Source organism: Clostridium sp. OM02-18AC (assembly GCF_003481825.1).
Lineage (GTDB): Bacteria > Bacillota > Clostridia > Lachnospirales > Lachnospiraceae > Brotaphodocola.
On record NZ_QULW01000005.1, the window covers coordinates 104,419 to 131,099 of the forward strand.

At 50.2% G+C, this 26,681-nt stretch carries 20 protein-coding genes; 17 read left to right on the forward strand and 3 right to left on the reverse strand.

Translation table 11 applies throughout. The annotated features are described in order from the left end of the window. The first annotated feature begins 309 nt into the window (after nucleotides 1-309). The 10 genes from DXB18_RS05210 to DXB18_RS05255 all read left to right on the forward strand — a co-directional run bounded on the left by DXB18_RS05210 (nucleotide 310) and on the right by DXB18_RS05255 (nucleotide 16,216). Nucleotides 310-2,265: a thiamine pyrophosphate-binding protein gene (locus DXB18_RS05210; RefSeq protein ID WP_118706413.1), complete on the forward strand. Its 1,956-nt coding sequence runs from the start codon at nucleotides 310-312 to the stop codon at nucleotides 2,263-2,265. Next, the gene (locus DXB18_RS05215) at nucleotides 2,265-3,203 is read left to right on the forward strand and encodes an NAD(P)-dependent oxidoreductase (protein ID WP_118540288.1); all 939 of its coding nucleotides are present in this window, start codon (nucleotides 2,265-2,267) and stop codon (nucleotides 3,201-3,203) included. The genes DXB18_RS05210 and DXB18_RS05215 overlap by 1 nt, the downstream gene beginning before the upstream one ends. Further along, nucleotides 3,151-4,491, forward strand: coding sequence for a class I SAM-dependent methyltransferase (locus DXB18_RS05220; protein ID WP_118706415.1), 1,341 nt, complete (start codon nucleotides 3,151-3,153; stop codon nucleotides 4,489-4,491). Before DXB18_RS05215 ends, DXB18_RS05220 begins: the two co-directional genes overlap by 53 nt. 103 nt (nucleotides 4,492-4,594) lie before the next feature. Further along, the gene (locus DXB18_RS05225) at nucleotides 4,595-5,542 is read left to right on the forward strand and encodes an NAD(P)-dependent oxidoreductase (RefSeq protein WP_118706469.1); all 948 of its coding nucleotides are present in this window, start codon (nucleotides 4,595-4,597) and stop codon (nucleotides 5,540-5,542) included. A 115-nt stretch (nucleotides 5,543-5,657) separates the two neighbouring features. Then, nucleotides 5,658-6,599, forward strand: coding sequence for a glycosyltransferase family 2 protein (locus DXB18_RS05230; RefSeq protein ID WP_118540386.1), 942 nt, complete (start codon nucleotides 5,658-5,660; stop codon nucleotides 6,597-6,599). An 82-nt stretch (nucleotides 6,600-6,681) separates the two neighbouring features. Further along, nucleotides 6,682-8,886, forward strand: a complete 2,205-nt coding sequence (locus tag DXB18_RS05235) for a glycosyltransferase family 2 protein (protein WP_118706417.1) — start codon at nucleotides 6,682-6,684, stop codon at nucleotides 8,884-8,886. 15 nt (nucleotides 8,887-8,901) lie between these two features. Next, on the forward strand, nucleotides 8,902-9,891 hold the full coding sequence (locus tag DXB18_RS05240) for a glycosyltransferase family 2 protein (protein ID WP_118706419.1): 990 nt from the start codon (nucleotides 8,902-8,904) through the stop codon (nucleotides 9,889-9,891). A gap of 217 nt (nucleotides 9,892-10,108) precedes the next feature. Beyond that, nucleotides 10,109-11,530 carry an undecaprenyl-phosphate glucose phosphotransferase gene (locus tag DXB18_RS05245; RefSeq protein WP_118540385.1) on the forward strand — a complete coding sequence of 474 codons (1,422 nt, stop codon included), beginning with the start codon at nucleotides 10,109-10,111 and terminating at the stop codon, nucleotides 11,528-11,530. A gap of 43 nt (nucleotides 11,531-11,573) precedes the next feature. Continuing rightward, on the forward strand, nucleotides 11,574-14,159 hold the full coding sequence (locus tag DXB18_RS05250; protein ID WP_118706421.1) for an LCP family protein: 2,586 nt from the start codon (nucleotides 11,574-11,576) through the stop codon (nucleotides 14,157-14,159). A 215-nt stretch (nucleotides 14,160-14,374) separates the two neighbouring features. Continuing rightward, nucleotides 14,375-16,216 (forward strand): trypsin-like peptidase domain-containing protein, encoded by a 1,842-nt coding sequence (locus DXB18_RS05255; protein ID WP_243103177.1) that lies wholly within the window; start codon nucleotides 14,375-14,377, stop codon nucleotides 16,214-16,216. Nucleotides 16,217-16,285: 69 nt separating this feature from the next. Here the strand turns inward: DXB18_RS05255 and DXB18_RS05260 are convergent, their stop codons facing one another. Continuing rightward, a complete protein-coding gene (locus DXB18_RS05260) occupies nucleotides 16,286-18,112 on the reverse strand; it encodes a S8 family peptidase (protein ID WP_118706423.1) in 1,827 nt (608 codons plus the stop codon). Between the two features lie 174 nt (nucleotides 18,113-18,286). Between DXB18_RS05260 and DXB18_RS05265 the strand changes: the two genes are divergently transcribed. Continuing rightward, nucleotides 18,287-18,835, forward strand: a complete 549-nt coding sequence (locus DXB18_RS05265) for a signal peptidase II (RefSeq protein WP_118540282.1) — start codon at nucleotides 18,287-18,289, stop codon at nucleotides 18,833-18,835. 37 nt (nucleotides 18,836-18,872) lie between these two features. Then, complete coding sequence (locus tag DXB18_RS05270) at nucleotides 18,873-20,186, forward strand: hemolysin family protein (RefSeq protein ID WP_118706425.1); 1,314 nt, start codon at nucleotides 18,873-18,875, stop codon at nucleotides 20,184-20,186. A 50-nt stretch (nucleotides 20,187-20,236) separates the two neighbouring features. Here DXB18_RS05270 and DXB18_RS05275 read toward each other — a convergent pair whose 3' ends face one another. Beyond that, on the reverse strand, nucleotides 20,237-20,596 hold the full coding sequence (locus tag DXB18_RS05275) for a TIGR04086 family membrane protein (protein ID WP_118540280.1): 360 nt from the start codon (nucleotides 20,594-20,596) through the stop codon (nucleotides 20,237-20,239). 315 nt (nucleotides 20,597-20,911) lie between these two features. On the opposite strand from DXB18_RS05275, the gene rpsL reads away from it, so the two are divergent. The 4 genes from rpsL to tuf all read left to right on the forward strand — a co-directional run bounded on the left by rpsL (nucleotide 20,912) and on the right by tuf (nucleotide 25,509). Continuing rightward, the gene (rpsL, locus tag DXB18_RS05280) at nucleotides 20,912-21,337 is read left to right on the forward strand and encodes a 30S ribosomal protein S12 (protein ID WP_118540279.1); all 426 of its coding nucleotides are present in this window, start codon (nucleotides 20,912-20,914) and stop codon (nucleotides 21,335-21,337) included. A gap of 164 nt (nucleotides 21,338-21,501) precedes the next feature. Then, nucleotides 21,502-21,972: a 30S ribosomal protein S7 gene (gene rpsG / locus DXB18_RS05285; protein ID WP_118531413.1), complete on the forward strand. Its 471-nt coding sequence runs from the start codon at nucleotides 21,502-21,504 to the stop codon at nucleotides 21,970-21,972. A 15-nt stretch (nucleotides 21,973-21,987) separates the two neighbouring features. After that, nucleotides 21,988-24,108 carry an elongation factor G gene (gene fusA, locus DXB18_RS05290; protein WP_118540278.1) on the forward strand — a complete coding sequence of 707 codons (2,121 nt, stop codon included), beginning with the start codon at nucleotides 21,988-21,990 and terminating at the stop codon, nucleotides 24,106-24,108. A 207-nt stretch (nucleotides 24,109-24,315) separates the two neighbouring features. Next, entirely contained in the window at nucleotides 24,316-25,509 is a 1,194-nt protein-coding gene (gene tuf / locus DXB18_RS05295) for an elongation factor Tu (RefSeq protein ID WP_118706427.1), read from the forward strand. 258 nt (nucleotides 25,510-25,767) lie between these two features. Here tuf and DXB18_RS05300 read toward each other — a convergent pair whose 3' ends face one another. Continuing rightward, nucleotides 25,768-26,250 carry a helix-turn-helix transcriptional regulator gene (locus DXB18_RS05300; protein ID WP_008790928.1) on the reverse strand — a complete coding sequence of 161 codons (483 nt, stop codon included), beginning with the start codon at nucleotides 26,248-26,250 and terminating at the stop codon, nucleotides 25,768-25,770. Between the two features lie 232 nt (nucleotides 26,251-26,482). Here DXB18_RS05300 and DXB18_RS05305 point away from each other — a divergent pair, with 232 nt between their 5' ends. Then, entirely contained in the window at nucleotides 26,483-26,677 is a 195-nt protein-coding gene (locus DXB18_RS05305; protein WP_004850599.1) for a hypothetical protein, read from the forward strand. Nucleotides 26,678-26,681 lie beyond the last annotated feature (4 nt).

A 26,681-nucleotide genomic window follows, 5' to 3' on the forward strand; every position in this document is an offset into this window, starting at 1 on the left:
ATCTTGAAAAGTGAAGGTTACTGGAAAGAAAACCACGTGCTGCCAACAGGGAAAACCGGCTGATCTGGAATGCAGAAATTGGAAAAAACCGCGGTTGTCTGCGCAACGTGTGAAGCGCTGTGATTTTTGGGTGCAGGATACGGGAGAATATGGTATACTATTGCTATTAAAGATGTTATTGACGCGCAGATGCAAACGGGAACGGAAAACGTGAAGTGGCAGATGTGCGATATAAGTTTCTGTTTGCGCAACGCGTGAACAGGAACCGATATAAGAATGAGAGAATATGAAAACAGGAGGAGATTCCAAATGAAGATCAAGGTATCAAACTACATTGCCGGAAAGCTGGTTGAGGCAGGGATCAATCAGGTCTTTACGGTTACAGGAGGAGGCGCCATGCATTTGAACGATGCACTGGGCCATCAGGAAGGGCTGCACTGCCTGTACCAGCACCATGAGCAGGCATGTGCCATTGCGGCAGAGGCCTATGCCAGAATCCACAACAAGATCGGAGCCCTGTGCGTGACGACAGGCCCTGGCGGTACCAATGCCATCACCGGCGTAGTTGGCGGCTGGCTCGATTCCATCCCGATGCTGATCTTATCCGGTCAGGTGCGCTACGACACCACTGCACGCTGGTCTGGTGTCGGCATCCGTGCCATGGGTGACCAGGAGTTTGATATTGTAAAATCCATCGACTGCATGACCAAGTACAGCGAGATGGTGATCGATCCGCTGCGTATCCGCTATTGTCTGGAAAAAGCCATTTATCTGTCTTATTCCGGGCGTCCAGGTCCGACCTGGCTGGACATTCCGTTAGATGTCCAGGGCGCATATGTAGATACCGATGACCTGGTTGGATTTGATGCGGCAGATTATGAGGCTGGCGGCACCGGCTGGGCAGAAGCTGAACCGGCTCATGCAATCCCGGAGGATTACGCTGGAAAAGGGGAGCACCGTCAGGTACTTCCGAAACCGGTTTCGAAAGAACTGGCAAGAGAGATCATCGAGAAAATCCGCAGTGCGAAACGTCCGATTTTGTATGCCGGAAACGGAATCCGCATTGCTGGTGCGTTTGATGCCTTTATGGAAGTGGCAGACGGTCTGGGAATTCCGGCAGTCGTAGGCTGGAATGCAAATGACTGCATGTACGATGACTGTCCGTGGTATGTGGGCAGACCGGGCAATATGGGCGACCGTCCGGGCAACCTGGCTGTACAGAACAGTGACCTGGTATTTTCCGTGGGAAGCCGCTTAAGCATCCGTCAGGTCGGATACAATTATAAGACCTGGGCGCGCGAGGCGTATGTGATCATGAACGATATCGATCCGGAGGAGTTAAAGAAGCCGAGTGTCCATGTGGATATGCCGGTTCAGGCAGATGCAAAGGATCTCATGGAGACGATGGCAGCTGTTCTTCGGGAAGAATACGACAAAACCCCGGTATTTGACGGCGGCGAGGGCCTTCCGGGTATGACCTGGAGCGAGACCTGCCGGATGTACCGGGAGAAATATCCGACGATCCGCAAAGAACAGTTAAAACCGGATCCGACCCGCGAGGCGAATGTTTACGCGGTGGTAGAAGCACTCAGCAGCCGTTTGAGCGAGGATCAGATCACGGTAGTCGGAAATGGTTCTGCCTGCGTGGTCGGAGGACATGCTTATATCATGAAGAAAGGACAGCGGTTCTTATCCAACTCCGCGATTGCTTCCATGGGTTACGATCTGCCGGCAGCGATCGGTGCCTGCATGGCAGCCCATGATCCGGAATTTGAGGGGGACGGATACAGCCAGCACGACATCATCCTGCTGACCGGTGAGGGCAGCATCCAGATGAATCTTCAGGAACTGCAGACCATCATCCACCACAAGATGCCGATCAAGATTTTCCTGATCAACAATGGCGGCTATCATTCCATCCGCCAGACCCAGCGGAATTTCTTCGGGGAGCCGTTGGTCGGAATCGGCGTAGACAGCCACGATTTAAGCTTCCCGGATATGGGAAAACTTGCCCCGGCTTACGGTTATCCGTATGTGGCAGCATATCACAATGAGGAGCTGCCTGATGCAGTAGAAAAGACTCTGACCATGGAGGGACCGGCTATCTGTGAGCTGTTTGTGACGACGGACCAGAACTTTGAGCCGAAGTCCTCCGCAAAGCGTCTGCCGGACGGTACTTTAGTATCTCCGCCGCTTGAGGATCTTTCTCCATTCCTTCCAGATGAGGAGATGGACAAACTGATGATCATTCCGAGGATAAAATAATGCGAATTGTAGTAACAGGCGCGACCAGCTTTATCGGCGCGGCAACAGTAAGACAACTTTTAGAGGCGGGGCACCAGGTTTTTGCGGTGGTCCGCCCCGCTTCTTCTAATATGAAGCATCTGGAAAAGATGGCGGAGGGCATAGACCGTGGGTCTCTTGTCATCCGCCAGCTGGACCTGGCAAATATCCGGGAACTGACCGGTTTTGCTGCGGATGCCTGGATCCACACCGGCTGGGATGGTGCCGGAAGCGACAACCGGACCAAACGTGACGTGCAGCAGAAAAACGTAACATATGCCCTGGATGCAGTGGAGGCAGCAGCAGCGCTTGGGTGCCGCCGCTTTTTGTTTACCGGATCCCAGGCGGAATACGGAGTCTGGCACCAGACAGTAGCAGAGGATACCCCCTGTCATCCGGTGTCTGAATATGGCAAGGCAAAGGTTGATTTTTGCGAAAAAGCGAAAATACTTTGCAAACGGAAGAATATGGAGTATATTCATACGAGAATATACAGCGTGTACGGTCCGGGAGACCACCCATATTCATTGGTTCAGTCCTGCCTTCGCACATTTTTGGAGGGCGGCAGCATGAAACTGGGCGAGTGTACACAGAACTGGAATTTTCTTTATATCGATGACGCGGTGGCGGCACTCGCTGCTTTGCTGACAGAAGGCAGCACCGGCGTCTATAATATTGGCAGCAGCGATACCAGACCGCTTAGGAATTATATCGAAGAAATGTATGCACTGTGCGGACATCGGGGGAGTTTTACCTATGGAGAACGGCCGCAGAATGCGGAAGGTCCGGCAGATCTGATGCCGGATATCAGCAAAATCCTGCGGGAAACCAGCTGGCGCCCTGCCAGGACATTTGCGGAGGGAATTTATGAAACATTGCATAGCCTGCGGGAAGATCCTGCCGGAAAAGAGTCTCTTTAGTTTGAAAAATGCACCGGCATCGGCGCAGGACATTCCGGATACGGATGAAGTGAAGGACGATCAGGGCATTGCCCTGCATTTGCATCAGTGCAGCGGCTGCGGACTGGTTCAGTTTGACTGTGAACCGGTGGCTTATTACCGCGATGTGATCCGCGCCGGAGGCGGTTCTTCCACGATGCGGGAATTACGGACCAGCCAGTACCGTCATTTGATCGAAACCTACCATCTGGAGGGAAAGACCTTTCTGGAGGCTGGCTGCGGCCGGGGTGAATTTTTGAAGTTTTTACAGGACTTTCCGGTTGAGATTTACGGAATAGAGCACAAGGCGGATCTGGTTGCGGCAGCGCAGGCAGAGGGACTTCGTGTCTGGCGAGAGTTCCCGGAGCGGGAAAACCAGAAATTCGGATATTCTGAGGAAGCCTCCATGCTGCCGGAGCGTGGCTGGAGCGTACCGGAAAAACCGTTTGATGTGTTCTTATCCTTTAACTTTTTAGAGCACCAGCCAAGACCGGATGTTATGCTGAAAGCCATCTGGAACAATTTGGCTGAGGATGGCATGGGGCTGGTCACCGTGCCGAGCCTGGAATACATTCTGGAGAAGGAAAGCTATTATGAACTGATCCGTGATCATATCGCTTATTACACGTTTGATACACTTCGTGCATTATTAAACCACTGCGGTTTTGAGGTGCTCGAGGAGGAGATGATCAACCGCGATACACTTTCCATGGTGGTGAGAAAAACCGCCATGCCGGAAGACGGGAAAATGGAGCAGGATGATCTTGCGGGTCTGGAACGCGCAGCATCAGGTGTACAGACAACTTCGAAATGTCTGGAAGCAGAAACTGGTGCACAGAGAGAACATGCAGAAAAAGCAGCGAAGGCACAGCGTGAAGACGCTGCAGATGCAGGCATCATCGCCCCTCTGACCGACGGCTATGCGGTGGTAAGCGGAGAAATCCGCGCACTGACAGAACGTCTGAACCGGGAAGGCAGACGTCTTGCCATGTGGGGAGCAAGCCATCAGGGATTTACCCTGGCATCGACTTCTGGTCTTGGGGAGTCTCTGACTTATATCATCGATTCTGCTCCGTTTAAACAGGGGCGTTTTGCACCGGCTTCCCACGTGCCGATCGTGGCACCGGACCATTATTTTGAGGAACCGGTGGATGCAGTTTTGATCGTGGCACCGGGTTATACCGATGAGATCGCGGGCATCATAAGAACAAAGTTCGGTGCGGGTGTGGAGGTCATGACTCTGCGCACGAACCGGATTGAGCATCTCTGAGACCGCAAGGAAGAAGAAACGTTACTGATTCATGCAGTGCCTGCACAGGATCTGGCATGGAGTAAAAAAGCAGGAACGGCAGAAAACGACAGGAGTATGGAATATGATACAGAATTTTTCCGGAAAACGGATCGTGATGACCGGAGCTACCGGCTTTATCGGAAGCCATGTGGCAAAGTGGTTTTTGGAAGAGGGTGCGGAGGTTTACTGCCTGGTGCGCCCGCAGTCGCAAAAAACAGACTGTCTTCCGGTGCATGAGCACCTGCACCGGATCGCCGCACAGATGGATGAGGCGGTAGCGTGTGTCCCGCAGATCGGACATGCGGACGCGTTTCTGCATTTTGCGTGGCGCGGCGTGAACCGCCAGGAGATTGACTCACCTGAAGTACAGAAAACGAATATTGATGGATCGCTTCGCTGCCTGGAAGCAGCAAAGCTTCTGGGCTGCCAGGTGTTTATGGATGCCGGTTCCCGGGTAGAATATGGCATTACTTCCGATGGCACCATGGAAGAGTCCATGGCGTGCCATCCGGTCAATGAATATGGGAAGGCAAAGCTTGCTTTTTTTGAACAGGCAGAAAAACTCTGCCGGGACATGCAGATGACCTATTATCACCTGCGTTTCTTCAGCGTTTACGGAAAAGGGGACCATCCGTGGTCCATCATTTCCACGCTGACGCGGGAACTGCCGGAAGGAAAAACGGTTTCCTTAAGTGCCTGCAGGCACCGCTGGAATTTTATGGATATCGCAGATGCATCCCGGGCAGTCGTAGAACTGTATCGCTACAGCGACAGCCATCCGGGCGAATGCCATGCTGTGAATGTGGCTTCGGAAGATACCCGGGTATTGCGGGACTTTGTTGAGGAGATCCACACGCTGTGCGGCGGTCGCGGAAACCTGGAATACGGAAGCTTCATCCAGGCAAAGGAAGGTGCCCTTTCCATCTGTCCGGTCAATGAAAATATAAAGAAACTGACGGACGGAACCTGGAAGGAAGAGGTCTCTTTTGCGGAGGGAATCCGAAGGATGCTTCCACAGATACTGGCATAAAAATGTGGAAAAAACAAACAGAAGCATCAACTTCTGTGGAAAATTGTCATTCTGGATCTGGACAATGACAGCGATGGCAAACAAGTTACAAGAAACGATATGGAAGGAAACGATTATGAAAAAGATCAGTGTGCTGATCCCCTGCTATAACGAGCAGGAAAATGTAGAGGCAATCAGCAAGGCGGTACTGGAGACCCTGACACGGGATCTGCCGCAGTACGACTATGAGCTGGTGTTCATCGACAACGATTCTACCGATGAAACCCGCCCGATCCTGCGCAGACTCTGTGCAGAAAACCCGAAGATCAAGGCCATCTTCAATGCCCGCAATTTCGGACAGTTCAATTCTCCGTATTATGGCATGCTGCAGGTGACTGGAGACTGCGTCATTGAGATGGTGGCAGATTTCCAGGATCCGGTGGATATGATCCCGAAATACGTGAAAGCCTGGGAAGAGGGCTACAAGATCGTTATCGGCATCAAGACAAGCAGCAAGGAAAACAAGATCATGTATGCGCTCAGAAGTTTCTATTATAAAACCATCAAGAAGCTGTCTGACGTGGAGCAGATTGAGCACTTTACCGGTTCCGGACTGTATGACCGGGATTTTATCGAGGTGCTGAGAAATCTGGATGATCCGACCCCGTTTCTGCGCGGAATTGTGGCGGAGCTTGGTTATAAGCGGAAGGAAATCCCGTACGAGCAGCCGAAACGCCGTGCCGGAAAAACGCACAATAACTTTTACCGTCTGTACGATGCAGCCATGCTCAGTGTGACTTCTTACACGAAAGCAGGCTTACGTCTGGCTACGTTTGTGGGAGCCATCAGCGCATTTTTAAGTATAGTAGTTGCGATCATTTACCTGGTCATGAAGCTGATCTGGTGGGACCGTTTCCCGGCAGGCATGGCACCGATGTTGATCGGTATGCTGTTTTTAGGCTCAGTGCAGATTTTCTTCATCGGCATGGTGGGCGAGTATGTGCTCTCCATTAACCAGCGCGTGATGCACCGTCCGCTGGTCGTGGAGGAAGAACGCCTGAATTTTGAGGAGAAATAATGGTTCGAACACAGAACTGTTTGAGGAGGAATAACGGTCCATGCGGAAACGGTGTGGAGCCGTTGTGAGGAGAAAAATTCATATGAAATACAAGATTGACGTAGTGCGGATCCGGGAAAATTCGATTCAGTTAAATGGCTGGGTTATCGGAAAGACACCGGAGTCCAAAGCGGAATTTGAGGTTCTGGATCAGGAAAAAAAGCCGCTTTCGATCAAATATGTGGCAACCCGCAGGGATGATGTGAGCCAGATCTACTATAAGCAGGTCTATGACCGGGATTATGGCTTTGACATCCAGTTCCCGTATGAGCGTGGGGCGGACTACTGGCTGGTGATCCGCTGTGATGGAAAGACTGCCCGTGTGAAATACAATGAGGAGTTGATCGCAAAGCGCGCCAGTGTGGCACACAAGCGCATGGAAAAGATCAAGGATCTTATGAACATGGAAACGGTTCATGTGGCACTGGAGTTTGGAAAGAAGTATGGCTTAAAGGCACTGATTTTGAAGTCCCGCCACAAGCTGCAGGGTCTGGATAATGATTATGACTATGGTGAGTGGTATGAGCTGACCCGCCCGAAGGAAGAAGAACTGGCTGCCCAGCGTGAGACAAAATTTGCGAAGGAGCCGCTGTTATCCATTGTCATTCCGGCGTACAAGACTCCGGAGAAATACCTGCGGGAGATGCTGGATTCCATTCTGGCGCAGACCTACAAAAACTGGGAAGTCTGCGTGGCAAATGGAAGCCCGAAGGGCGAGGGAGCCATTGTCAGCCGCGTTATGGCGGAATATACAAAGAAGGACAGCCGATTCCATGTGTCGGAGCTTGGGGAAAACCTGGGAATTTCCGGCAACACCAATGCGGCCCTGGAGATGGCAAAGGGTGACTTTATCATTCTGGCTGACCACGATGATACCATTCCGGAGCATGCTCTGTATGAGGTGGCAAAGACCATCAACGAGCACCCGGACTGCGATGTCATCTATTCCGATGAAGATAAGCTGGATATGGACGGCGGTGCGCTGTTTGACCCGCATTTCAAACCGGATTTTAACCCGGACCTTTTAACCAGCGTCAATTATATCTGCCATCTGTTTGTAGTGAAGCAGGAACTGCTGAACAAAGTAGGCGGCTTCCGCCACGAGTTTGACGGTGCCCAGGATTACGATTTCATTTTCCGCTGCACGGAGAATGCGAAAGAAATCTGCCATATCCCGAAGGTGCTGTACCACTGGCGCTGTCACCAGGAGTCTACAGCCAGCAACCCGGAGAGCAAGCTGTATGCGTTTGAGGCAGGTGCACGCGCGATCATGGCACACTATGAGCGCATGGGCATCCCGGCTGAGAAAGTGGAAAAGGGCGTCGATTACGGAATCTACCACACGACCTTTAAGATCCAGGGCGACCCGCTGGTGTCGGTTATCATTCCGAACAAGGATCACAGCGTGGACTTAGACCTCTGCATCCGCTCCATCATCGAGCGTGCCACCTACAAAAACCTGGAGTTTATTGTGGTGGAGAACAACAGCACCGAGCCGGAGACCTTCGCGTATTATGAGAAGATCCAGAAGGAATTCCCACAGGTGAAGGTCGTTCGCTGGGAACGGGAGTTCAACTATTCCGCGATCAACAACTTCGGAGCTTCCTTTGCAAAGGGCGAGTACCTGATGCTGTTAAACAACGATACCGAGATCATTGCCCCGCGCCTGTTTGAGGAGATGCTTGGCTTCTGCCAGCGGAAAGAGGTCGGCATTGTCGGTGCCAGACTGCTCTATGAGGATGACACGATCCAGCATGCCGGAGTTGTGATCGGTTTTGGCGGCGTGGCAGGTCATACCTTTATTGGTCTGCATGAAGCGGAAAACAGTTATTTCCACCGTGCAATGTGCGCACAGGATTACAGTGCCGTAACGGCAGCCTGCCTGATGGTGAAAAAGTCGGTTTTCCATGAAGTCGGTGGTCTGACTGAGGAGCTGGCTGTGGCATTTAATGACGTGGACTTCTGCCTGAAAGTGCGGGCAGCCGGATATCTGGTGGTTTACGCACCGTATGCAGTGATGCATCACTATGAGTCCAAGTCCCGCGGTCTGGAGGATACACCGGAGAAGGTAGCACGCTTCAACCGGGAGTGGGCACTGGTGGCAAGCCGCTGGCCGGATATCTTAAAGAACGGGGATCCTTACTACAATCCGAACCTGACCCTGCGAAAATCAGACTTTTCCCTGCGGGATCTCTTAAAAGAGAAGATCGGTGAGCCATATAAGCTTCCGGATCTGAAAGAGCAGTAGGATGGAGGAGCACGTATGAAAAAAGTAACGATCATCATTCCAAACTATAATGGTCTGAAATTCATGGAACCCTGTATGGCGGCGCTGGATCGGCAGATCTGCCGGGACTTTGAGCTGCTGGTGGTGGACAACGGTTCCACCGATGGCAGCGTGGAATGGCTGAAGGAGCATGGGCTTCCATCGATTTTCCTCGAAACCAATACTGGTTTTTCCGGTGCGGTCAATGTGGGAATCCGCGCAGCAAAAACACCGTATGTGATCCTCTTAAACAATGACACGGAAGCGGAGCCGGAGTATGTCGGAGAACTTTTAAAAGCCATAGAAAGCTCTCCGAGGATCTTCTCCGTGAGCCCGAAGATGATCCAGCTTTACCATAAGGATCTGATGGATGACGGCGGTGATATGTACAGCATTATGGGCTGGGCATACCAGCGGGGCGTGGGGCAGGAAATCGAACGATATGACCGCCCCTGCCATATCTTTTCGGCCTGTGCCGGTGCGGCAATCTACCGCAGAGAGGTATTTGACGAGATCGGATACTTCGATGAGATGCATTTTGCCTACCTGGAAGACATCGATGTGGGATACCGGGCAAAAATTGCGGGATACTATAACCGTTACTGCCCGTCTGCGAAGGTGTTCCATGTGGGAAGCGGCACCAGCGGCTCTAAGTATAATTCCTTTAAGGTGAAGCTGGCAGCGCGCAATAACGTATATCTGAATTACAAAAATATGCCGGCACCACAGCTTTTGGTGAACAGCATCCCGATCGCCATGGGCATCGTCGGAAAGTACCTGTTTTTCAAAAAACTCGGTTTTGAAAAAGACTATATTGCCGGGATTTTTGAGGGAATCAAAACCGTAAAAAAGACGCGCAAGGTTCCTTACCGCAAGGAAGATTTCACGAATTATCTTGCCATTGAGTGGGAGCTGATCTATGGCGCGGCACTGTATATTTACGAGTTTTCCAGACGCCAGGTGAAGAAGGCAGGCAAGCGTGCTTAAGCGCTGCCGGCTGCACATCCTTGCGTGAACAGACGGCAGATTCTGGCTGCAGGGAGAAAAGTTAAGAGAAATTTAATATCTCAATCCAGTAAATTCGTGTATAATCGTTACGATTCCATTACGATGCCGAAAGACCGCCAGTTTGCGCGGATCCTGGCAAAATCCGTTGCTGTCTGTGCCATACATGGACAGTAATCTGAAAATCAGGGTGGACTATATGATAAAAGATAATCAGACCAGACTGAACCGGCTGCATGTGCTTCTGGATGCACTGGTGATTGCAGCCGCCTATGTGTTCAGCTGGTTTATTACATTGAAAAGCGGATTGTTCGGAGCAGATTTGGAGGCTGGTATCCTGCCGACCTGGTTTTATATGCGGGTCCTTGTGGTGATCATACCAGTCTATCTGCTTTTGTATACAATCTTTCATTTGTTTACGCCGAAGCGGGTGCAGGGCAGACGTCAGGAGTTTGCGAACATCTGCAAGGCAAATCTGATCGGACTGTTCCTGTTTGGAACAATCCTGTATGTAGGAAGAAAGAACCCTTATCTGCGGGAGTTCTCGGCAAGGCTTGTAGCAGGCTTCTTTCTGACCAACATTACCGCGGAAACGCTGGAACGGAATCTGATCCGCACTGTGCTGCGCTCCATGCGTGCAAAGGGCTACAATCAGAAACATATTATTCTGGTGGGTTACAGCCGGGCAGCGGAAGGTTATATTGACCGTGTGCTGGCAAACCCGGAGTGGGGATACCGCGTGCGCGGCATTCTCGATGAGCATAAGCAGTGGGGATATGATTACCGCGGGATCAAAGTCATCGGCACATTAAAGGATTTAAAGCCGATCCTGGACATGAACCGCCTGGATGAGATTGCCATTACCTTAAGCCTGAAGGAGTATGCCGGTCTGGAAAAGATCGTGGCAGTCTGCGAGAAATCCGGGGTTCACACGAAGTTCATTCCGGACTATAACAATGTGATCCCGACCAGGCCATATACGGAGGATTTACAGGGACTGCCGGTCATCAATATCCGCCATGTTCCGTTAAACGATCCGCTGAATGCAGCAATGAAGCGTGTGGTTGATATTTTTGGTGCGGTTGTTGCACTGATTTTGTTTTCCCCCATTATGCTGGTGACGGCCGTGCTGATCAAGCTGACTTCTCCGGGACCGCTGATCTATTGTCAGGAACGGGTAGGACTTCACAACCGTCCATTTAAAATGTACAAGTTCCGTTCCATGGAAGTGCAGGCACCGGAAAAAGAAAAGAGCGAGTGGACGACCAAACGTGACCCGCGGGTAACACCGATCGGACGGATCATCCGAAAAACCAGTATTGATGAGATGCCGCAGCTTTTCAACGTCCTGTTTGGCAGCATGAGCCTGGTGGGACCGCGGCCGGAACGTCCCTATTTTGTGGAGCGGTTTAAGGAAGAAATCCCCCGCTACATGATCAAACACCAGGTGCGGCCGGGCATGACGGGCTGGGCCCAGGTGAATGGTTATCGGGGTGACACTTCGATCACCAAACGGATCGAGCATGATCTTTATTACATTGAAAACTGGACTTTGGGATTTGACTTTAAGATATTGTTTCTGACATTTTTCAAAGGCTTTATTAATAAGAACGCCTATTGACCCGGTTGCCGGAGCAGGCAGGAATTAAGATGAGGTACAAAACATGAGTCACGATTATGACGATGAGTTAGAGCGCAGTACAGAAAGACGCAGCAGACGAAATCCCCATATGCGAGACAGTTCCGGAGCGTATGCGTCTTCTGATCGGGAAGGCGGTTACGCAAATGAACGGGAACGCTGGGAGAGACGCCAGAGACAGCGCCAGGAGGCTGCAGAGCGGGAACTGGATGTTATGGGAGATTCCCGGATCTATGCGTTTCCCAAGCAGCCGAAACGCCAATATGAACCGGAAGCTTCCGGAAGCACCAAAGAACCGGATATGCTTGACGAACTGGAGATGGGCCGTGTGCGTGCCTCATCCCGCCGCAGAAACAGCGCAGATTACGAGACCGGTGCATCGGATGAAAGCACGCGCAGCAGTGCCGTGCGGGAGACAGCCGGAAGCCGTGCCGTGCGCGAGACAGCAGCTGCAAAGGCAGGAGCTGGAAACAGCCACCGTGCAGGAACAGCCGGGGAAGAGTGGAGCGGCAGAGCAGACAGCGAAGCCGCTGGAAGTCAGCGCCAGGATGCCGGTGTGGAGGAAAACTGGCAGAATGCCAGAGAAGGTGAGTCTGGAAGAAGCCGCCGCAGAAACGCAGCCTCAGCAGGAAACGGACAGAATACCCGGGGCACTGGGCAGGGAAGAAGCCAGCGCGGTATGAGAGATGCCGAAACCGGAGAAAACCGTTGGGATACAAGAACGACAGAAACTTCCGGAGGCGGGCGCCGCAGCGGACGTTCTGAGTTTGGCCGCAGTGAAGCAAAGAAAAAACGCCGCCGCCGTATCATTGCCATGATCGTGGCAGAGTGCATTGCACTGGTGGCAATTTTCAGTTATGCCTTTATGGCACGTATGATGTCCAAGATCCAGCGCTCGGAGGATTTCCAGATCAGTGAGATCAAGACCAATGACATCGCAGTAGATGCAGAAGAAAACATGAAGGGTTACTGGACCATTGCCATCTTTGGCGTCGATGCGCGTGACAACGCGATCGAGAAGTCTACAAACTCGGATGTTATCATTCTTTGCAACATCAACCGCGATACCGGTGAGATCAAACTGGTGTCGGTATACCGTGATTCTTACTTAAATATCAATGATAAGGGATCTTATGCCAAGGTAAACCAGGCATATTTTATGGGCGGTCCGAAGCAGGCAGTAGAGGCTTTAAACCGCAACCTTGACCTTCAGATCCAGGATTACATGACCTTTAACTGGAAAGCTGTAGCAAATGCGATCGACGTGCTTGGCGGTGTGGATATCGAGCTGAGTAAGGCAGAGTTCTTCTATATCAACTCCTTCATCACGGAGACCGTAAAAGCAACTGGAATCGGTTCCCACCAGCTGACCCATGCAGGCATGAATCATTTAGATGGTGTCCAGGCAGTAGCATATGGACGTTTGCGCCTGATGGATACGGACTATGCGCGTACCGAGCGTCAGCGTAAGATCATTGCACAGGCATTTGAAAAATCAAAGAAAGCAGATTTCCAGACGCTTTATACCCTGATCGGAACGGTATTTCCGCAGGTATCGACCAGCATCGGCGTTGACGATCTGGTCAGCAATGCGAGAAACATCAGCAAGTTCCATCTGGGTGAGACAACCGGATTCCCGCAGGCCCGCGGCGATGCCAATATGGGCAAGAAGGGCGCGGTTGTTGTTCCGGCAACACTGGAGAGCAATGTCATTGAACTGCATAAGTTCCTGTTTGGTGACGAAGCATACACGCCTTCCGATACGGTAAAGAAGATCAGCGCGAAGATTTCTTCCGATACCGGCATCTACAAGGAAGGGCAGTTTGTAGGAAATGTAGGAACGGGCGGCGGAGTCGTACAGCCGCAGAAAACGACGGCGGCAGCCACCAAATCCTCTGATAAATCGGAAAGCAAAGAGGAAGAAGGCTATCAGACCGTATACGAGTATGACAAGAATGGCAAAAAAGTCAGCAAGAAGGTCAAGATGGAGACCGATGCAGACGGCAAATATGTAAAATATGAGACTGACGCGGACGGATTCCTGGTAAAAGACGAGACCATCTCCAGCAGCCATGCCTCCAAAGCAGAGACGGACGAGAATGGAGAACTGAAGGAATCGGAAAGCGGCAACAGTCATAAGAACAATGAGTCTTCAACCGGTGAGTCCGGAATTGCAGATTCTAAGGTAACAGACCGTCCGGGAACGTCATCCGAATCGACATCTGCCTCTCATCCGGGAAGCACTGCGGAGAGCAGTTCTGCCAGTCACCCGGGAAGCGGCACGACGCCGACAAGCGCATCGTCCCACCCGGGAAGCAGTACAACCCCAACCAGTGCAGCGTCCCATCCGGGAAGCAGTACGACGCCAACCAGTGCGGCATCCCATCCGGGCAGCAATACGGAGACTACCACATCGGGTGGTGGCAGTACGGTTCCGACGGCAGCATCCCACCCGGGAAGCAGCACGACGCCGACAAGCGCAGCAAGTCATCCGGGAAATACATCCACAACCCCGACTGGTTCCGGCAACCCGTCCTCTGCGGGACCATCCGGAAGCGGCAACTCATCATCTTCCGCGGTTTCCGGAATGGTGGCAGGACCGGGGCAGTAAATTTTGAACAATTTAGCACAGTAAGTATCAAAGGGGCGAAAGTTCCCACAGCCGCCATGCATGGCGGCTGTGGGAACTTTCGCCCCTCATTCGTTATCGTGCAATATTGTTTACCGTTCACAATTAAATTGAAAATCGAACACAATTGTATCACAATTGTCTGTTATAGTTCTTTACAGAGTTAAGAAAAGAAGTACAGAAAGGAGATCATCATTATGTACGAAGAAGACAGAGATAACAGAAAAGATTATTCGGAAGCTGGTTATCAGAACCGCGACGATGAACATATGGAATACCGCAACAACACCGTGCAGGGCGCAGAGAGCCAGGAAGTAAGAGGCAGTCAGAACTCTGTACAGGAAAACAGGCAGGGAAGTAGTGCCAGTGCATGGCAGTCTGCAGCACAGGACAACAGCCAGAATGGCAGCGCAGGTGCATGGCAGTCCGCAGCACAGGGAAGCAGCCAGAGCAGCAGCACAGGTGCATGGCAGTCGGCCCCGCAGGGAAGCAGCCAGAGTGGCAGTGCAGGTGCATGGCAGTCGGCCCCGCAGGGAAGCAGCCAGAGTGGCAGTGCAGATGCATGGCAGTCGGCCCCGCAGGGAAGCAGCCAGAGTGGCAGTGCAGATGCATGGCAGTCTGCACCGCAGAGTAGCGGCCAGGCATCCGGACAGAACCAGGATTTTGCATGGGGCGCACAGCACGCAGCCCAGGAAAGCACACAGCAGGCAGACGCACAGGCACAGACCCATCATACAACCGGTGGCTGGGCACCGCGCAGACCGGAGTTTCATCATAATGCGCATCAGAAACCGGAACATGCAAAACGCAGCGGTCATGGTATGGCGAAAAAAGTTGCAGCGGTTACGGCAGCAGCAGTTTTGTTTGGTACGGTAGCAGGTGGAACGATGTTTGCAGTCGATACCATGGGCGAGTATCTGAAAGGACAGTATACTACCATCGGTCAGACGGAAACCCAGGCACAGGTGAAAGTTGCCGAGTCGGATTCTGGCGATGGAAGTACCACCGCGGGAGCACCGGTTACCTCAGCAATTCAGACGGATGTTTCTTCCATCGTAGAGAAGGCAATGCCATCGGTTGTTGCCATCAACAATACCATGGTTATGCAGCAGCAGACCTGGTTCGGACCGAGTCAGACTGTCGAGGTTCCGAGCAGTGGATCCGGCATCATTGTTGGTCAGAACGACGAGGAACTTTTAATCGTTACCAACAACCATGTAGTTGAGGACTCCAAGGAGCTGACGGTTACCTTTATCGATAACCAGCAGGTCGCAGCAGCAATCAAAGGTACCGATTCCGAGACAGACCTGGCAGTCATTGCCATTCCGTTAAAGGATATCCCATCTGATACCATGAGTCAGATCAAGGTTGCAACTCTTGGTGATTCCGATGCATTAAAGGTTGGTCAGGGTGTTGTTGCGATCGGCAATGCCCTTGGCTATGGTCAGTCGGTAACCGTTGGTTATGTCAGCGCCCTGAACCGTGAGGTTAAGGCAGAGGATCAGACAACCCGCACCCTGCTTCAGACCGATGCAGCAATCAACCCTGGCAACAGCGGTGGCGCCCTGTTGAATATGAAGGGTGAGGTCATTGGTATCAACGCTGCAAAATATTCCTCTACGGAAGTAGAAGGCATGGGCTATGCAATTCCGATCTCCCAGGCACAGGATATCATCAATGAACTGATGAACAAGAAGACCCGTGTTGCAGTTGATGAGGCACAGCAGGGTTATCTGGGCATTCAGGGTCAGAACATCGATGAAACTGCGGCAAGTATGTATGGTATGCCGAGAGGTATCTATGTATACAAGATTGTAGAAGACAGTGCCGCATCGAAATCAGATTTACATGAGAAAGATATCATTACCAAGTTTGATGGTCAGACTGTCCGCACGATGGCAGATCTGAAAGATATGCTGACCTATTATAAAGGCGGCGACACCGTAAACCTGACCGTACAGTCCCTGGAAAATGGACAGTACACCGAGCGTACCGTCCAGATTACACTGGGAACCAAGCCGACCGGTGAGACGAACTAAACATATAAAGGGCGTAACCAGAGAAAGGTCCGAAGCTGACGGGCTGGCTACGCCCTTTTCTTTTATGGTTTATTCTCTTAGCAGCAGAAAGGAACGGTACAGATTCAGCGTTCCGTACCCCCACTGTCGGTTGGGGTACTGGAACGCTTCTTTTCTGTCTGCCCCACGGATAAGAATAGATTTTACGGAGATGCTGGTGAGTGTTGCATCGTTGCCCTGGGTGAATCCCCAGGAAAAAAGACAGGCAACCGCTCCGGCGGTGAGAGCAGCCGCGACAGAAGAGCCGGTGCGCCGTGTGAGGGAAAGCTGACCGGGTGGCGAAGCCTGCCCGGAGTCAGAAACCGGACTTCTCCCAAGCTGGCTGGAACGGGAAAACGACCCGGCCGGTACACGCTGCTCCGGAGGGGAACTTGCCTGGCGCTGCAGCGCCGGCCCCTGTACATCGACACCTGGGGCGGCCAGATCTGGCTTTATCTGACCAGTGGCAGTGAAACCGCGGCTGCTGTGAATGTAGAGACTGTTTGTGATGTGGTTATAGGTGCTGACAGTCAGAAGCAGCGGCGCATTTCCAGGGTCTGTGATGGTGATGTCGGGATCAGGGCGGAGAAAACGGGTATCATCTGAGAGAAAACTCTGGAGGGGAAGCCAGATGTGAAACTGCCCGGTAAGGTAGAGGGTGGGGTAAACCCGGATATGCCAGATGCCTGGCATCGGATCCGTAAAACGGAGAAAGGCAAGAAAACGCCCGGAAACAGATTCTGTGATCTGATAGCTGACAAAGATCCGGGTGGCATCCAGTTGAAAAGAAAGGGTGGTTTCCTGTCCGACTGCAAGGGGAATCCGTTCGATCACTTCACCGGAAGGCGAGACAAAGCCGATGGTATAAAGTTCCGAGGCATCTGCCCACAGCTCCATGGAAAAACTGCGGCCGGGAGAAGCGATGCGGAGTTCGACGTCATCGTATTTCTGTTCCTGAGGCAGTTGGTTTGTGTAATGCCGCCCAAAGCCGGTTTCGTTTCCGGCACCTAGGACGCAGGCAAAGCCGCGGGTGCCGCTTAAAGCCTGCAGCTGTATGGACAGGGGAGAAACGCCGCTGTGGCTGCCCTGACTGGTGCCGGCTCCGAGACAGAGAACAAGCGGCATCTGGTATTGTCCGGCGATACCAAGGAGAAAAGCGACTCCTGCCATGATGTCGTTTTCCTGGTAAGCATCTGCCTCAGGGGAGACTGCAAAAAAATCCCTTAAATACTGCTTGGCAGGTTTCAGGCGTACAACGGCCAGTGTGGCATCTGGCGCGGCGCCGGAAAATGGAATGGTGTCGGTCTGGTTACCAGCGGCCACACCGGCGAGAAACGTCCCGTGTCCGTTTGTGTCCGTCGGGGGAATTACGGAGAGAGGATCTTCCGAAGCAAGTGCCCGGTTTAAATCTTCGCGGCTGTATACCGTACCGTAAAAAGGCTGAAAGCCGGCGACCGGTTCCGGGACGAAATCACGTTGTCTGGTCTGATCCCAGATGCTTAGGATACGGCTGGTCCCATCCGGGTTTTGAAACAGCGGATTGGTATAGTCGATTCCGGTGTCGATCAGTCCGATGAGAATTCCCTGACCGGTACTTGTCAGATTTGGCTGGGAAAAGACAGGAAGAATGCCGGCGCTTTCCAGGGCGGTGGTATCCTGAAGACCGTAGAGTTTTGGGATCGCGGAATAGGTCTGCTGTGTAAAACTTAATGGCAGAACATTTGCCAGTGGCACATGGACGATGGCATATTCCTGGCTGACCAGATTGACACACTGCGTCCCGGTCAGTTCATAGAGGGATTCTACGGCTCTGGGGGAATAGCGGACAATGAAATCTGCATAATCTTCAGAAGCAGGGGAAATATTGCATGGAATCATAGGTGCTCCGCACGGTTTTTCATAGTATATGCTGTTTGACGCGGCGGTGATTCAATAGTACAATGGAGATGATCGTGAAAATAGAAAACGTGATCTATGGAGCGATATCTGCAGACAGAATCAGTTATAAAGGAAGAGAATGGAAAATAAAAACATCAGGAGGAAGGAAACATCATGATCTATACCGGAATCATTGCAGCGCTTTCATCGCTGGACCTTGGGATCAAATGGCTGATTGAACGGGAAAAACCGGAGGATTTTCCAAAACCACTGCGTCACACATGCGGAAAAATCCTTTTGTATCGAAATCATAACGCGGGATTTCCTTTTGGATTTTTGGAAAAGCATGGGGAAGTAGTACGGATGCTGCCGCTGGCAGTCATCTCCGGACTTTTCGGTTTTCTGACTGCGCTGCTTCCACAGAAAGGAAAACGGGTGCAAAAGATTGGCATTGCCATTATTCTGGGCGGCGCCATCAGCAATCTCTATGACCGTCTGGTACGGCGTTATGTTGTGGACTATTTCAGTATTCAGTGTGGAAAACTGAAAGAAGTGGTCTTCAATCTTGGAGATATCTTTGTATTTCTTGGCTCTGGCATTCTGTTCACTGCAGAAGTGATCAAAGAAATCCGCGGCGTCTTTCCGAAAGAAACGTCATTGTTGTCTGAACAGCGCGCAAACAGCATCAAAAGTCTGGTTGACAGCGGTCAGGAAACCATGTAAAATCGTATGAAAAAAATAAAGGAGCGAAAAAATTCTTATGTTAGATTCGGGAGACAGTACGGGCATACAACTGGCGGCGGTTCTGGTTCTGCTGATGCTATCCGCGTTTTTCTCATCGGCAGAGACTGCGCTTACCACGGTAAATAAGGTGAGAGTGCGGACTCTGGCTGAGGGCGGCGACAAGCGCGCCGCGATGGTGGCTGCAGTGATTGAAGATCCTGCCAAAATGCTGAGTACCATTTTGATTGGCAACAACATCGTGAACCTGTCGGCTTCATCTTTGATGACGACACTGACGCTGCGTCTTTTTGGCAATGCAGCTGTCGGTGCGGCAACGGGTGTACTGACGCTTTTGATTCTGGTATTTGGTGAGATTACGCCAAAGACGATGTCTACGCTGTATGCGGAAAAGATTTCTTTTGCCTATGCAGGAATCATTCATGTACTGATGGTTGTTCTGACTCCGGTCATCTTTATCGTGAATAAGCTCTCTATGTGCGTTCTGTTTTTACTGCGGGTAGATCCAAACAAAAAACAGGATCCCATCACAGAGGATGAACTGCGTACCATCGTGGAAGTCAGCCATGAGGAAGGTGTGATCGAGAGCGAAGAAAAAAAGATGATCAATAATGTGTTTGATTTCGGGGATACTGTTGCAAAAGATGTTATGGTTCCGCGTATCGACATGGTCATGATAGATGTTACGGCATCGTTCGATGAGCTTATGGAGCTGTTTCAGAAGGAGCGCTTTACCCGTATCCCGGTCTACGAAGAAAATACAGACAATGTCATTGGCATTGTTAATATGAAAGATTTCATTTTATTCGATCACGACAAAGAAGAAAATTTCTCCATCCGCGATTATCTGCGCCAGCCGCTCTACACGTATGAATACAAGAAGACAGCGGAACTGATGATGGAAATGCGCAAGACCTTCAATAACATTGTTATCGTGCTGGATGAATACGGCGCAACTGCCGGTCTGATCACACTGGAGGATATGCTGGAGGAAATCGTTGGAGAAATCCGAGATGAATATGATCAGGACGAAGAGGACGAGGTAAAAGAAATCGGTCCGGATGAGTATCTGGTCAATGGCTCCACCAAACTGGATGATTTAAATGACCGGCTTGGTCTGGAATTGCAGTCAGAAGACTACGATTCCATTGGAGGTCTGTTGATCGGGCTTCTGGATCATCTGCCGGAAGCCGGGGAAGAAGTTGATTACGAGAATCTTCATTTAAAAGTAGAAGATATGGATAAAAACCGGATCGGCAAGATCCGCATTCAGATCCATCATCCGGAAAAAACGGAAGAGGAAGAATCGGAAAAGAAAGAAGAGAATGAATAGCATCAGGAGAAAAATTGCGTGTGAAAATTGTTTCACACGCAATTTTTGTGTTAACTGAGAATTCCACCTGCCATTCCGCCTGCGACGCAGCATGCAAGCACTGGCAGTACGTGGGAAATATCCGGGACTCTGCCCTGGCGCAGCAGAATCGAAGCGGCAAAGAGTGCCAGAAAATACAAAACCCCGGTAAGCAGTCCCCAGAAAAAACGCCGGGTGCGCAGTGCCTTCCCACAGAGCAGACCGCCGGCAAAACAGGAAATGCCATAGAGCAGATAGACCGCCGGTGTGATCTGCGATTCCCGAAGCTTCAGCTTATAGAGGATGAAAGTCAGGATAAACAGCAGCACGGCAGACAGCAGGTAAGAGGCAACCAGGGAAATTAACAGGGCCTTTGGGCGGGATGGAAGCATAAAAGTTCTCCTTTTGGAAATACTCTGATCAGTTCATTTTATTCTGTGTTGTCCGGGAAAATGTCCAAAAAGAGATCCGGGAAAGCTTCTTGGAAAAGTTCTGGAAAAGTTATAAAAATACCAGCAGAAAAAGTGCGGGAAAATGGCGAAAACAGGAGCAAAAAATGTATCGAAAAATTACAAAAATATCCTTGACATGACATGTGGGAATGGATATAATAGAATGGCGTGCGAAAATCGCAGGATTTTTTGATGCGCAAAAAAGCTGAAAAGAAATACAGCAACCAACAGACAATATCACAGGAGGTGAAAGGAATGCCAACATTCAACCAGTTAGTGAGAAAGGGAAGACAGACCGCAGTTAAGAAGTCTACTGCACCGGCTCTGCAGAAAGGATACAACTCCTTACAGAAGCGTGCAACTGATACTTCTTCACCGCAGAAGAGAGGTGTCTGCACCGCAGTTAAGACTGCAACCCCGAAGAAGCCGAACTCTGCACTTCGTAAAATCGCCAGAGTACGTCTTTCTAACGGTATCGAGGTAACCAGCTACATCCCGGGCGAGGGACACAACTTACAGGAGCACAGCGTAGTATTAATTCGTGGTGGTCGTGTTAAGGACCTTCCGGGTACCAGATACCACATCATCAGAGGTACTCTTGATACCGCAGGCGTAGCCAACAGAAAGCAGGCTCGTTCCAAGTACGGCGCTAAGAGACCGAAAGACGCTAAGAAGAAATAAGTAATAACTTACACTAGTAGTACCACTAACGTAAGTAAAAGTAGTTAGTGCCGGGATGATATTGCCTGTGGTTGCAGGAATAGATAGAACCGTGCGCGAACACATTTTTATGGAAACATGTGAGTACCTATGAATTAATTTCTATAATTAAGGAGGGAAGTAACGTGCCACGTAAAGGACATATTCAGAAAAGAGATGTATTAGCAGATCCTTTATACAACAACAAGGTTGTAACCAAGCTGATCAACAACATCATGCTTGATGGTAAGAAGGGTGTTGCACAGAAAATCGTATACGGTGCATTTAACCGTGTAGAAGAGAAGAGCGGCAAGCCGGCTCTGGAAGTCTTCGAAGAGGCTATGAACAACATCATGCCTGTTCTGGAGGTTAAGGCAAAACGTATCGGTGGTGCTACCTATCAGGTGCCGATCGAGGTTAAGCCGGAGAGACGTCAGACTCTTGCACTTCGCTGGATCACCATGTTCTCCCGTAAGAGAGGCGAGAAGACCCAGGAAGAGAGACTGGCAAACGAGATTATGGACGCAGCAAACAACACTGGTGCATCTGTAAAACGTAAAGAAGACATGCATAAGATGGCAGAGGCTAACAAGGCCTTCTCCCACTTCAGATTCTAATAGGAGGAAAAAGCTTTGGCTGGAAGAGAATATCCGTTGGAGAGAACCAGAAATATTGGTATCATGGCTCACATCGATGCTGGTAAGACCACTTTGACTGAGCGTATCCTGTATTACACTGGTGTAAACTACAAAATCGGTGATACTCACGAAGGTACTGCTACCATGGACTGGATGGAGCAGGAGCAGGAGAGAGGTATTACCATTACTTCAGCAGCTACTACCTGTCACTGGACCATTCATGGTCAGGACAACCGTCCGATCAAAGGACAGCCGGAGTATCGTATCAACATCATCGATACCCCAGGTCACGTAGACTTTACTGTTGAGGTAGAGCGTTCCCTTCGTGTACTGGACGGCGCTGTCGGCGTGTTCTGTGCAAAGGGTGGTGTAGAGCCGCAGTCCGAGAACGTTTGGCGTCAGGCCGATACCTACAACGTACCGCGTATGGCATTCATCAACAAGATGGATATCCTGGGTGCGAACTTCTACGGTGCAGTAGAGCAGATCCGTACCAGACTTGGTAAGAACGCTATCTGCTTACAGCTGCCGATCGGTAAAGAGGACGAGTTCAAGGGCATCATCGATCTGTTCGAGATGCAGGCTTACATCTACAACGATGATAAGGGCGACGACGTTACTGTTTGCGAAATCCCGGATGATATGAAGGATGATGCAGAGTTATATCACACCGAGCTGGTAGAGAAGATCTGCGAGCTGGATGACGATCTGATGATGCAGTATCTGGAAGGCGAAGAGCCGTCTATCGAGGATCTGAAGAAAGTATTAAGAAAAGCTACCTGTGAGTGTACCGCTGTTCCGGTATGCTGCGGTAGTGCATACAGAAACAAAGGTGTTCAGAGACTTCTGAACGCTGTAATCGAGTTCATGCCGGCTCCGACCGATATCCCGTCTATCAAGGGTACCGATATGGACGGCAATGAAGTATTCCGTCATTCTTCCGACGAAGAGCCTTTCGCAGCTCTGGCATTCAAGATCATGACTGACCCGTTCGTAGGTAAACTGGCATTCTTCCGTGTGTACTCCGGTACCATGAATTCCGGTTCTTACGTTCTGAATGCTACCAAGGGCAAGAAAGAGCGTGTTGGTCGTATCCTTCAGATGCACGCTAACAAGAGACAGGAGATCGACAAAGTTTACTCCGGCGATATCGCTGCAGCAGTAGGCTTTAAGATTACCGGTACCGGTGATACCATCTGTGATGAGAATCATCCGGTTATCCTGGAGTCCATGGAGTTCCCGGAGCCGGTTATCGATATCGCTATCGAGCCGAAGACCAAAGCTGGTCAGGGCAAGATGAGTGAGGCACTTGCAAAACTTGCAGAGGAGGATCCGACTTTCCGTGCATCCACCAACCAGGAGACTGGCCAGACCATCATCTCCGGTATGGGTGAGTTACATCTGGAGATCATCGTAGACCGTCTTCTGAGAGAGTTCAACGTGGAAGCTAACGTTGGTGCTCCGCAGGTTGCTTACAAAGAGACCTTCACCAAGGCCGTAGACGTAGACAGCAAATATGCGAAGCAGTCTGGTGGTCGTGGTCAGTACGGTCACTGTAAAGTTCACTTCGAGCCGATGGATGCGAACGCAGAAGAGACCTTCAAGTTCGAGTCTACCGTTGTCGGTGGTGCTATCCCGAAAGAGTACATCCCGGCAGTTGGCGCTGGTATCGAAGAGGCTGCTAAGTCCGGTATCCTTGCTGGATTCCCGGTACTCGGCGTAAAAGCTACCGTATACGATGGTTCTTACCATGAGGTCGACTCTAACGAGATGGCATTCAAGATTGCCGGTTCCATGGCATTCAAGGAGGCTATGCAGAAGGCAGGCGCTATCCTGCTTGAGCCGATCATGAAGGTTGAGGTTACCATGCCAGAGGAATACATGGGTGATGTTATCGGTGATATCAACTCCCGTCGTGGCCGTATCGAGGGTATGGATGACTTAGGCGGCGGTAAGATCGTAAGAGCATACGTTCCGCTTTCCGAGATGTTCGGTTACTCTACCGACCTTCGTTCCAAGACTCAGGGACGTGGTAACTACTCCATGTTCTTCGAGAAGTACGAGCCGGTTCCGAAGTCCGTACAGGAGAAGGTTATCAACGAGCACAAAAAGTAATTAAACCTTAATTACAATCAAATCTAATTTCCGGCACAGGCATTCCGTGAATGTATCTCCAGCTCCGGCTGAGAGGCTTTGCGGGACTGCCGCCCGGAATAGAGAAAAGGCTTGAAAATATTGCGCAAATAGCATATAATAAAGAACAGCCTAACCATATAATCAATCGCCCGTACTAGGCGGGCAAATCAAGGAGGACGTTATAAAATGGCAAAAGCAAAGTTTGAAAGAACCAAACCGCATTGTAACATTGGTACCATCGGCCACGTTGACCATGGTAAAACCACTCTGACCGCAGCAATCACCAAAGTTCTGTCTGAGAGAGTTGCTGGTAACACCGCTACCGATTTCGAGAACATCGATAAGGCTCCGGAGGAGAGAGAGCGTGGTATCACCATTTCTACCGCACACGTTGAGTATGAGACTGAGAAGAGACACTATGCACACGTTGACTGCCCAGGACATGCTGACTACGTTAAGAACATGATCACCGGTGCAGCTCAGATGGATGGCGCTATCCTTGTAGTAGCAGCAACCGATGGTGTTATGGCTCAGACCAGAGAGCACATCCTGCTTTCCCGTCAGGTAGGCGTACCGTACATCGTTGTATTCATGAACAAGTGTGATATGGTTGACGATCCGGAGCTGCTTGAGTTAGTAGACATGGAGATCCGTGAGCTGCTGAACGAGTACGAGTTCCCGGGCGATGACACCCCGATCATTCAGGGTTCTGCTCTGAAAGCTCTGGAAGATCCGATGGGCGAGTGGGGCGACAAGATCATGGAGCTTATGGATGCAGTTGATAGCTGGATCCCGGATCCGCAGCGTGAGACTGATAAGCCGTTCCTGATGCCAGTCGAGGACGTATTCACCATTACCGGTCGTGGTACCGTTGCTACCGGCCGTGTAGAGCGTGGTGTTCTTCATCTGAACGATGAGGTTGAGATCGTTGGTATCCACGAGGAGACCAAGAAGACCGTTGTTACCGGTATCGAGATGTTCCGTAAGTTACTGGATGAGGCTCAGGCTGGTGATAACATCGGTGCTCTGCTTCGTGGTATCCAGAGAACTGAGATCGAGCGTGGACAGGTTCTGTGTAAGCCGGCATCTGTAAAGTGCCACAACAAGTTTACCGCACAGGTTTACGTTCTGACCAAAGACGAGGGTGGTCGTCATACCCCGTTCTTCAACAACTATCGTCCGCAGTTCTACTTCAGAACAACTGACGTAACCGGCGTTTGCGAGCTTCCGGAAGGAACCGAGATGTGCATGCCTGGTGATAACGTAGAGATGACCGTTGAGCTGATCCATCCGGTAGCTATGGAGCAGGGTCTTCGTTTCGCTATCCGTGAAGGTGGACGTACTGTAGGATCAGGTCGTGTTGCTACAATCATCGAGTAATTATAACTTGATATAAATTGAGTGTCAGGAGTACACTCTGTGTCCAAACGTAAGATACCCCAGAAACCTTGTGTTTCTGGGGTTTTTCTGTACTCTAAGAAAAGAATTATTCGTAAATTTATCAGATTTGCAATAGCGAAACATTTATCAGCAAGATGAAATACAGATAAATTTATAATTGAAAAATAAGACCAGCGGTGCCAAAACGGTGCCAAAAAGAAACTCCTGCGAATGTTTGCTATTCACAGGAGTAATTTTTTACCAGCCTTTGATCTGTTTGATCTGTTCAGCACGTTCCGGATCACGATGATATTGTAGTTTCAGACGGATAGTTTCCACAACTTCCTGTCTGGATTCATCATCAAGCTGATAGAACGATGTAAGCAGATTATCTACATCAGGCATACTGTTCTTACCGAAAAGGTACATCAGCGGATACATAGAATTTTTTAAGTAAGTCTTTACACGACTTGCGTCTAATGCTCCGTTCAAACCGTCTGGAAGTGTAGGATAAATCTCTTCTTCCTTAATTGTGCCAGAAAATGGACTGGCAGAACATATCTCATTCACATCAATTTGCAATTCATTCGCAAGTCTTAATGCAAAATCAAATCGAATATTGGAATCTTTTTGAATAATTGAATATAAGGTTGTAGCACTGATTCCGGTTGCCTTTGCAATTTTGCGGACATTTGTGCCTTTTTCATCAAGATATTTCTTTAAATTTTTACCGTCACCCATAGAATCCTCCTTTTTCATATATTAGAAAATTACGAAAAACATAAATCTATAAAATATCATAACACAGACGTGGAATAAAATAAAGAAAAAATAGTGTACGAAGTTCGTAAAAATGTGTTTACGAAATATTGACAACGATAGAAATACATGATATTATCAATTTACGAAAATCGTACAGATATAGAAATACAGTAAACGTATTCTATATCTGGAGAGGAAAGGAGGAGGCAATATGGCAAGTTACAATTATATGATGAGTGCTGATGAAGTGGCACAGGAATTAAACTGCTCAAAATCTCATGCCTATAAACTGGTGAAAGCTATGAATAAAGAATTATCTGCACAGGGATATATTACGATGGCTGGAAGAATACCAAAGGCGTTTTGGGCAAAAAAGATGTATGGCTATGAAATAGCAGGAAATTAGGGAG

Excerpts from the sequence above, each read along its gene's own strand:
- DXB18_RS05210 (WP_118706413.1), top strand. The coding sequence starts at position 310 with ATGAAGATCAAGGTATCAAACTACATTGCCGGAAAGCTGGTTGAGGCA.
- DXB18_RS05215 (WP_118540288.1), top strand. The coding sequence starts at position 2,265 with ATGCGAATTGTAGTAACAGGCGCGACCAGCTTTATCGGCGCGGCAACA.
- DXB18_RS05220 (WP_118706415.1), top strand. The coding sequence starts at position 3,151 with ATGAAACATTGCATAGCCTGCGGGAAGATCCTGCCGGAAAAGAGTCTC.
- DXB18_RS05225 (WP_118706469.1), top strand. The coding sequence starts at position 4,595 with ATGATACAGAATTTTTCCGGAAAACGGATCGTGATGACCGGAGCTACC.
- DXB18_RS05230 (WP_118540386.1), top strand. The coding sequence starts at position 5,658 with ATGAAAAAGATCAGTGTGCTGATCCCCTGCTATAACGAGCAGGAAAAT.
- DXB18_RS05235 (WP_118706417.1), top strand. The coding sequence starts at position 6,682 with ATGAAATACAAGATTGACGTAGTGCGGATCCGGGAAAATTCGATTCAG.
- DXB18_RS05240 (WP_118706419.1), top strand. The coding sequence starts at position 8,902 with ATGAAAAAAGTAACGATCATCATTCCAAACTATAATGGTCTGAAATTC.
- DXB18_RS05245 (WP_118540385.1), top strand. The coding sequence starts at position 10,109 with ATGATAAAAGATAATCAGACCAGACTGAACCGGCTGCATGTGCTTCTG.
- DXB18_RS05250 (WP_118706421.1), top strand. The coding sequence starts at position 11,574 with ATGAGTCACGATTATGACGATGAGTTAGAGCGCAGTACAGAAAGACGC.
- DXB18_RS05255 (WP_243103177.1), top strand. The coding sequence starts at position 14,375 with ATGTACGAAGAAGACAGAGATAACAGAAAAGATTATTCGGAAGCTGGT.
- DXB18_RS05260 (WP_118706423.1), bottom strand. The coding sequence starts at position 18,112 with ATGATTCCATGCAATATTTCCCCTGCTTCTGAAGATTATGCAGATTTC.
- DXB18_RS05265 (WP_118540282.1), top strand. The coding sequence starts at position 18,287 with ATGATCTATACCGGAATCATTGCAGCGCTTTCATCGCTGGACCTTGGG.
- DXB18_RS05270 (WP_118706425.1), top strand. The coding sequence starts at position 18,873 with ATGTTAGATTCGGGAGACAGTACGGGCATACAACTGGCGGCGGTTCTG.
- DXB18_RS05275 (WP_118540280.1), bottom strand. The coding sequence starts at position 20,596 with ATGCTTCCATCCCGCCCAAAGGCCCTGTTAATTTCCCTGGTTGCCTCT.
- rpsL (WP_118540279.1), top strand. The coding sequence starts at position 20,912 with ATGCCAACATTCAACCAGTTAGTGAGAAAGGGAAGACAGACCGCAGTT.
- tuf (WP_118706427.1), top strand. The coding sequence starts at position 24,316 with ATGGCAAAAGCAAAGTTTGAAAGAACCAAACCGCATTGTAACATTGGT.
- DXB18_RS05300 (WP_008790928.1), bottom strand. The coding sequence starts at position 26,250 with ATGGGTGACGGTAAAAATTTAAAGAAATATCTTGATGAAAAAGGCACA.
- DXB18_RS05305 (WP_004850599.1), top strand. The coding sequence starts at position 26,483 with ATGGCAAGTTACAATTATATGATGAGTGCTGATGAAGTGGCACAGGAA.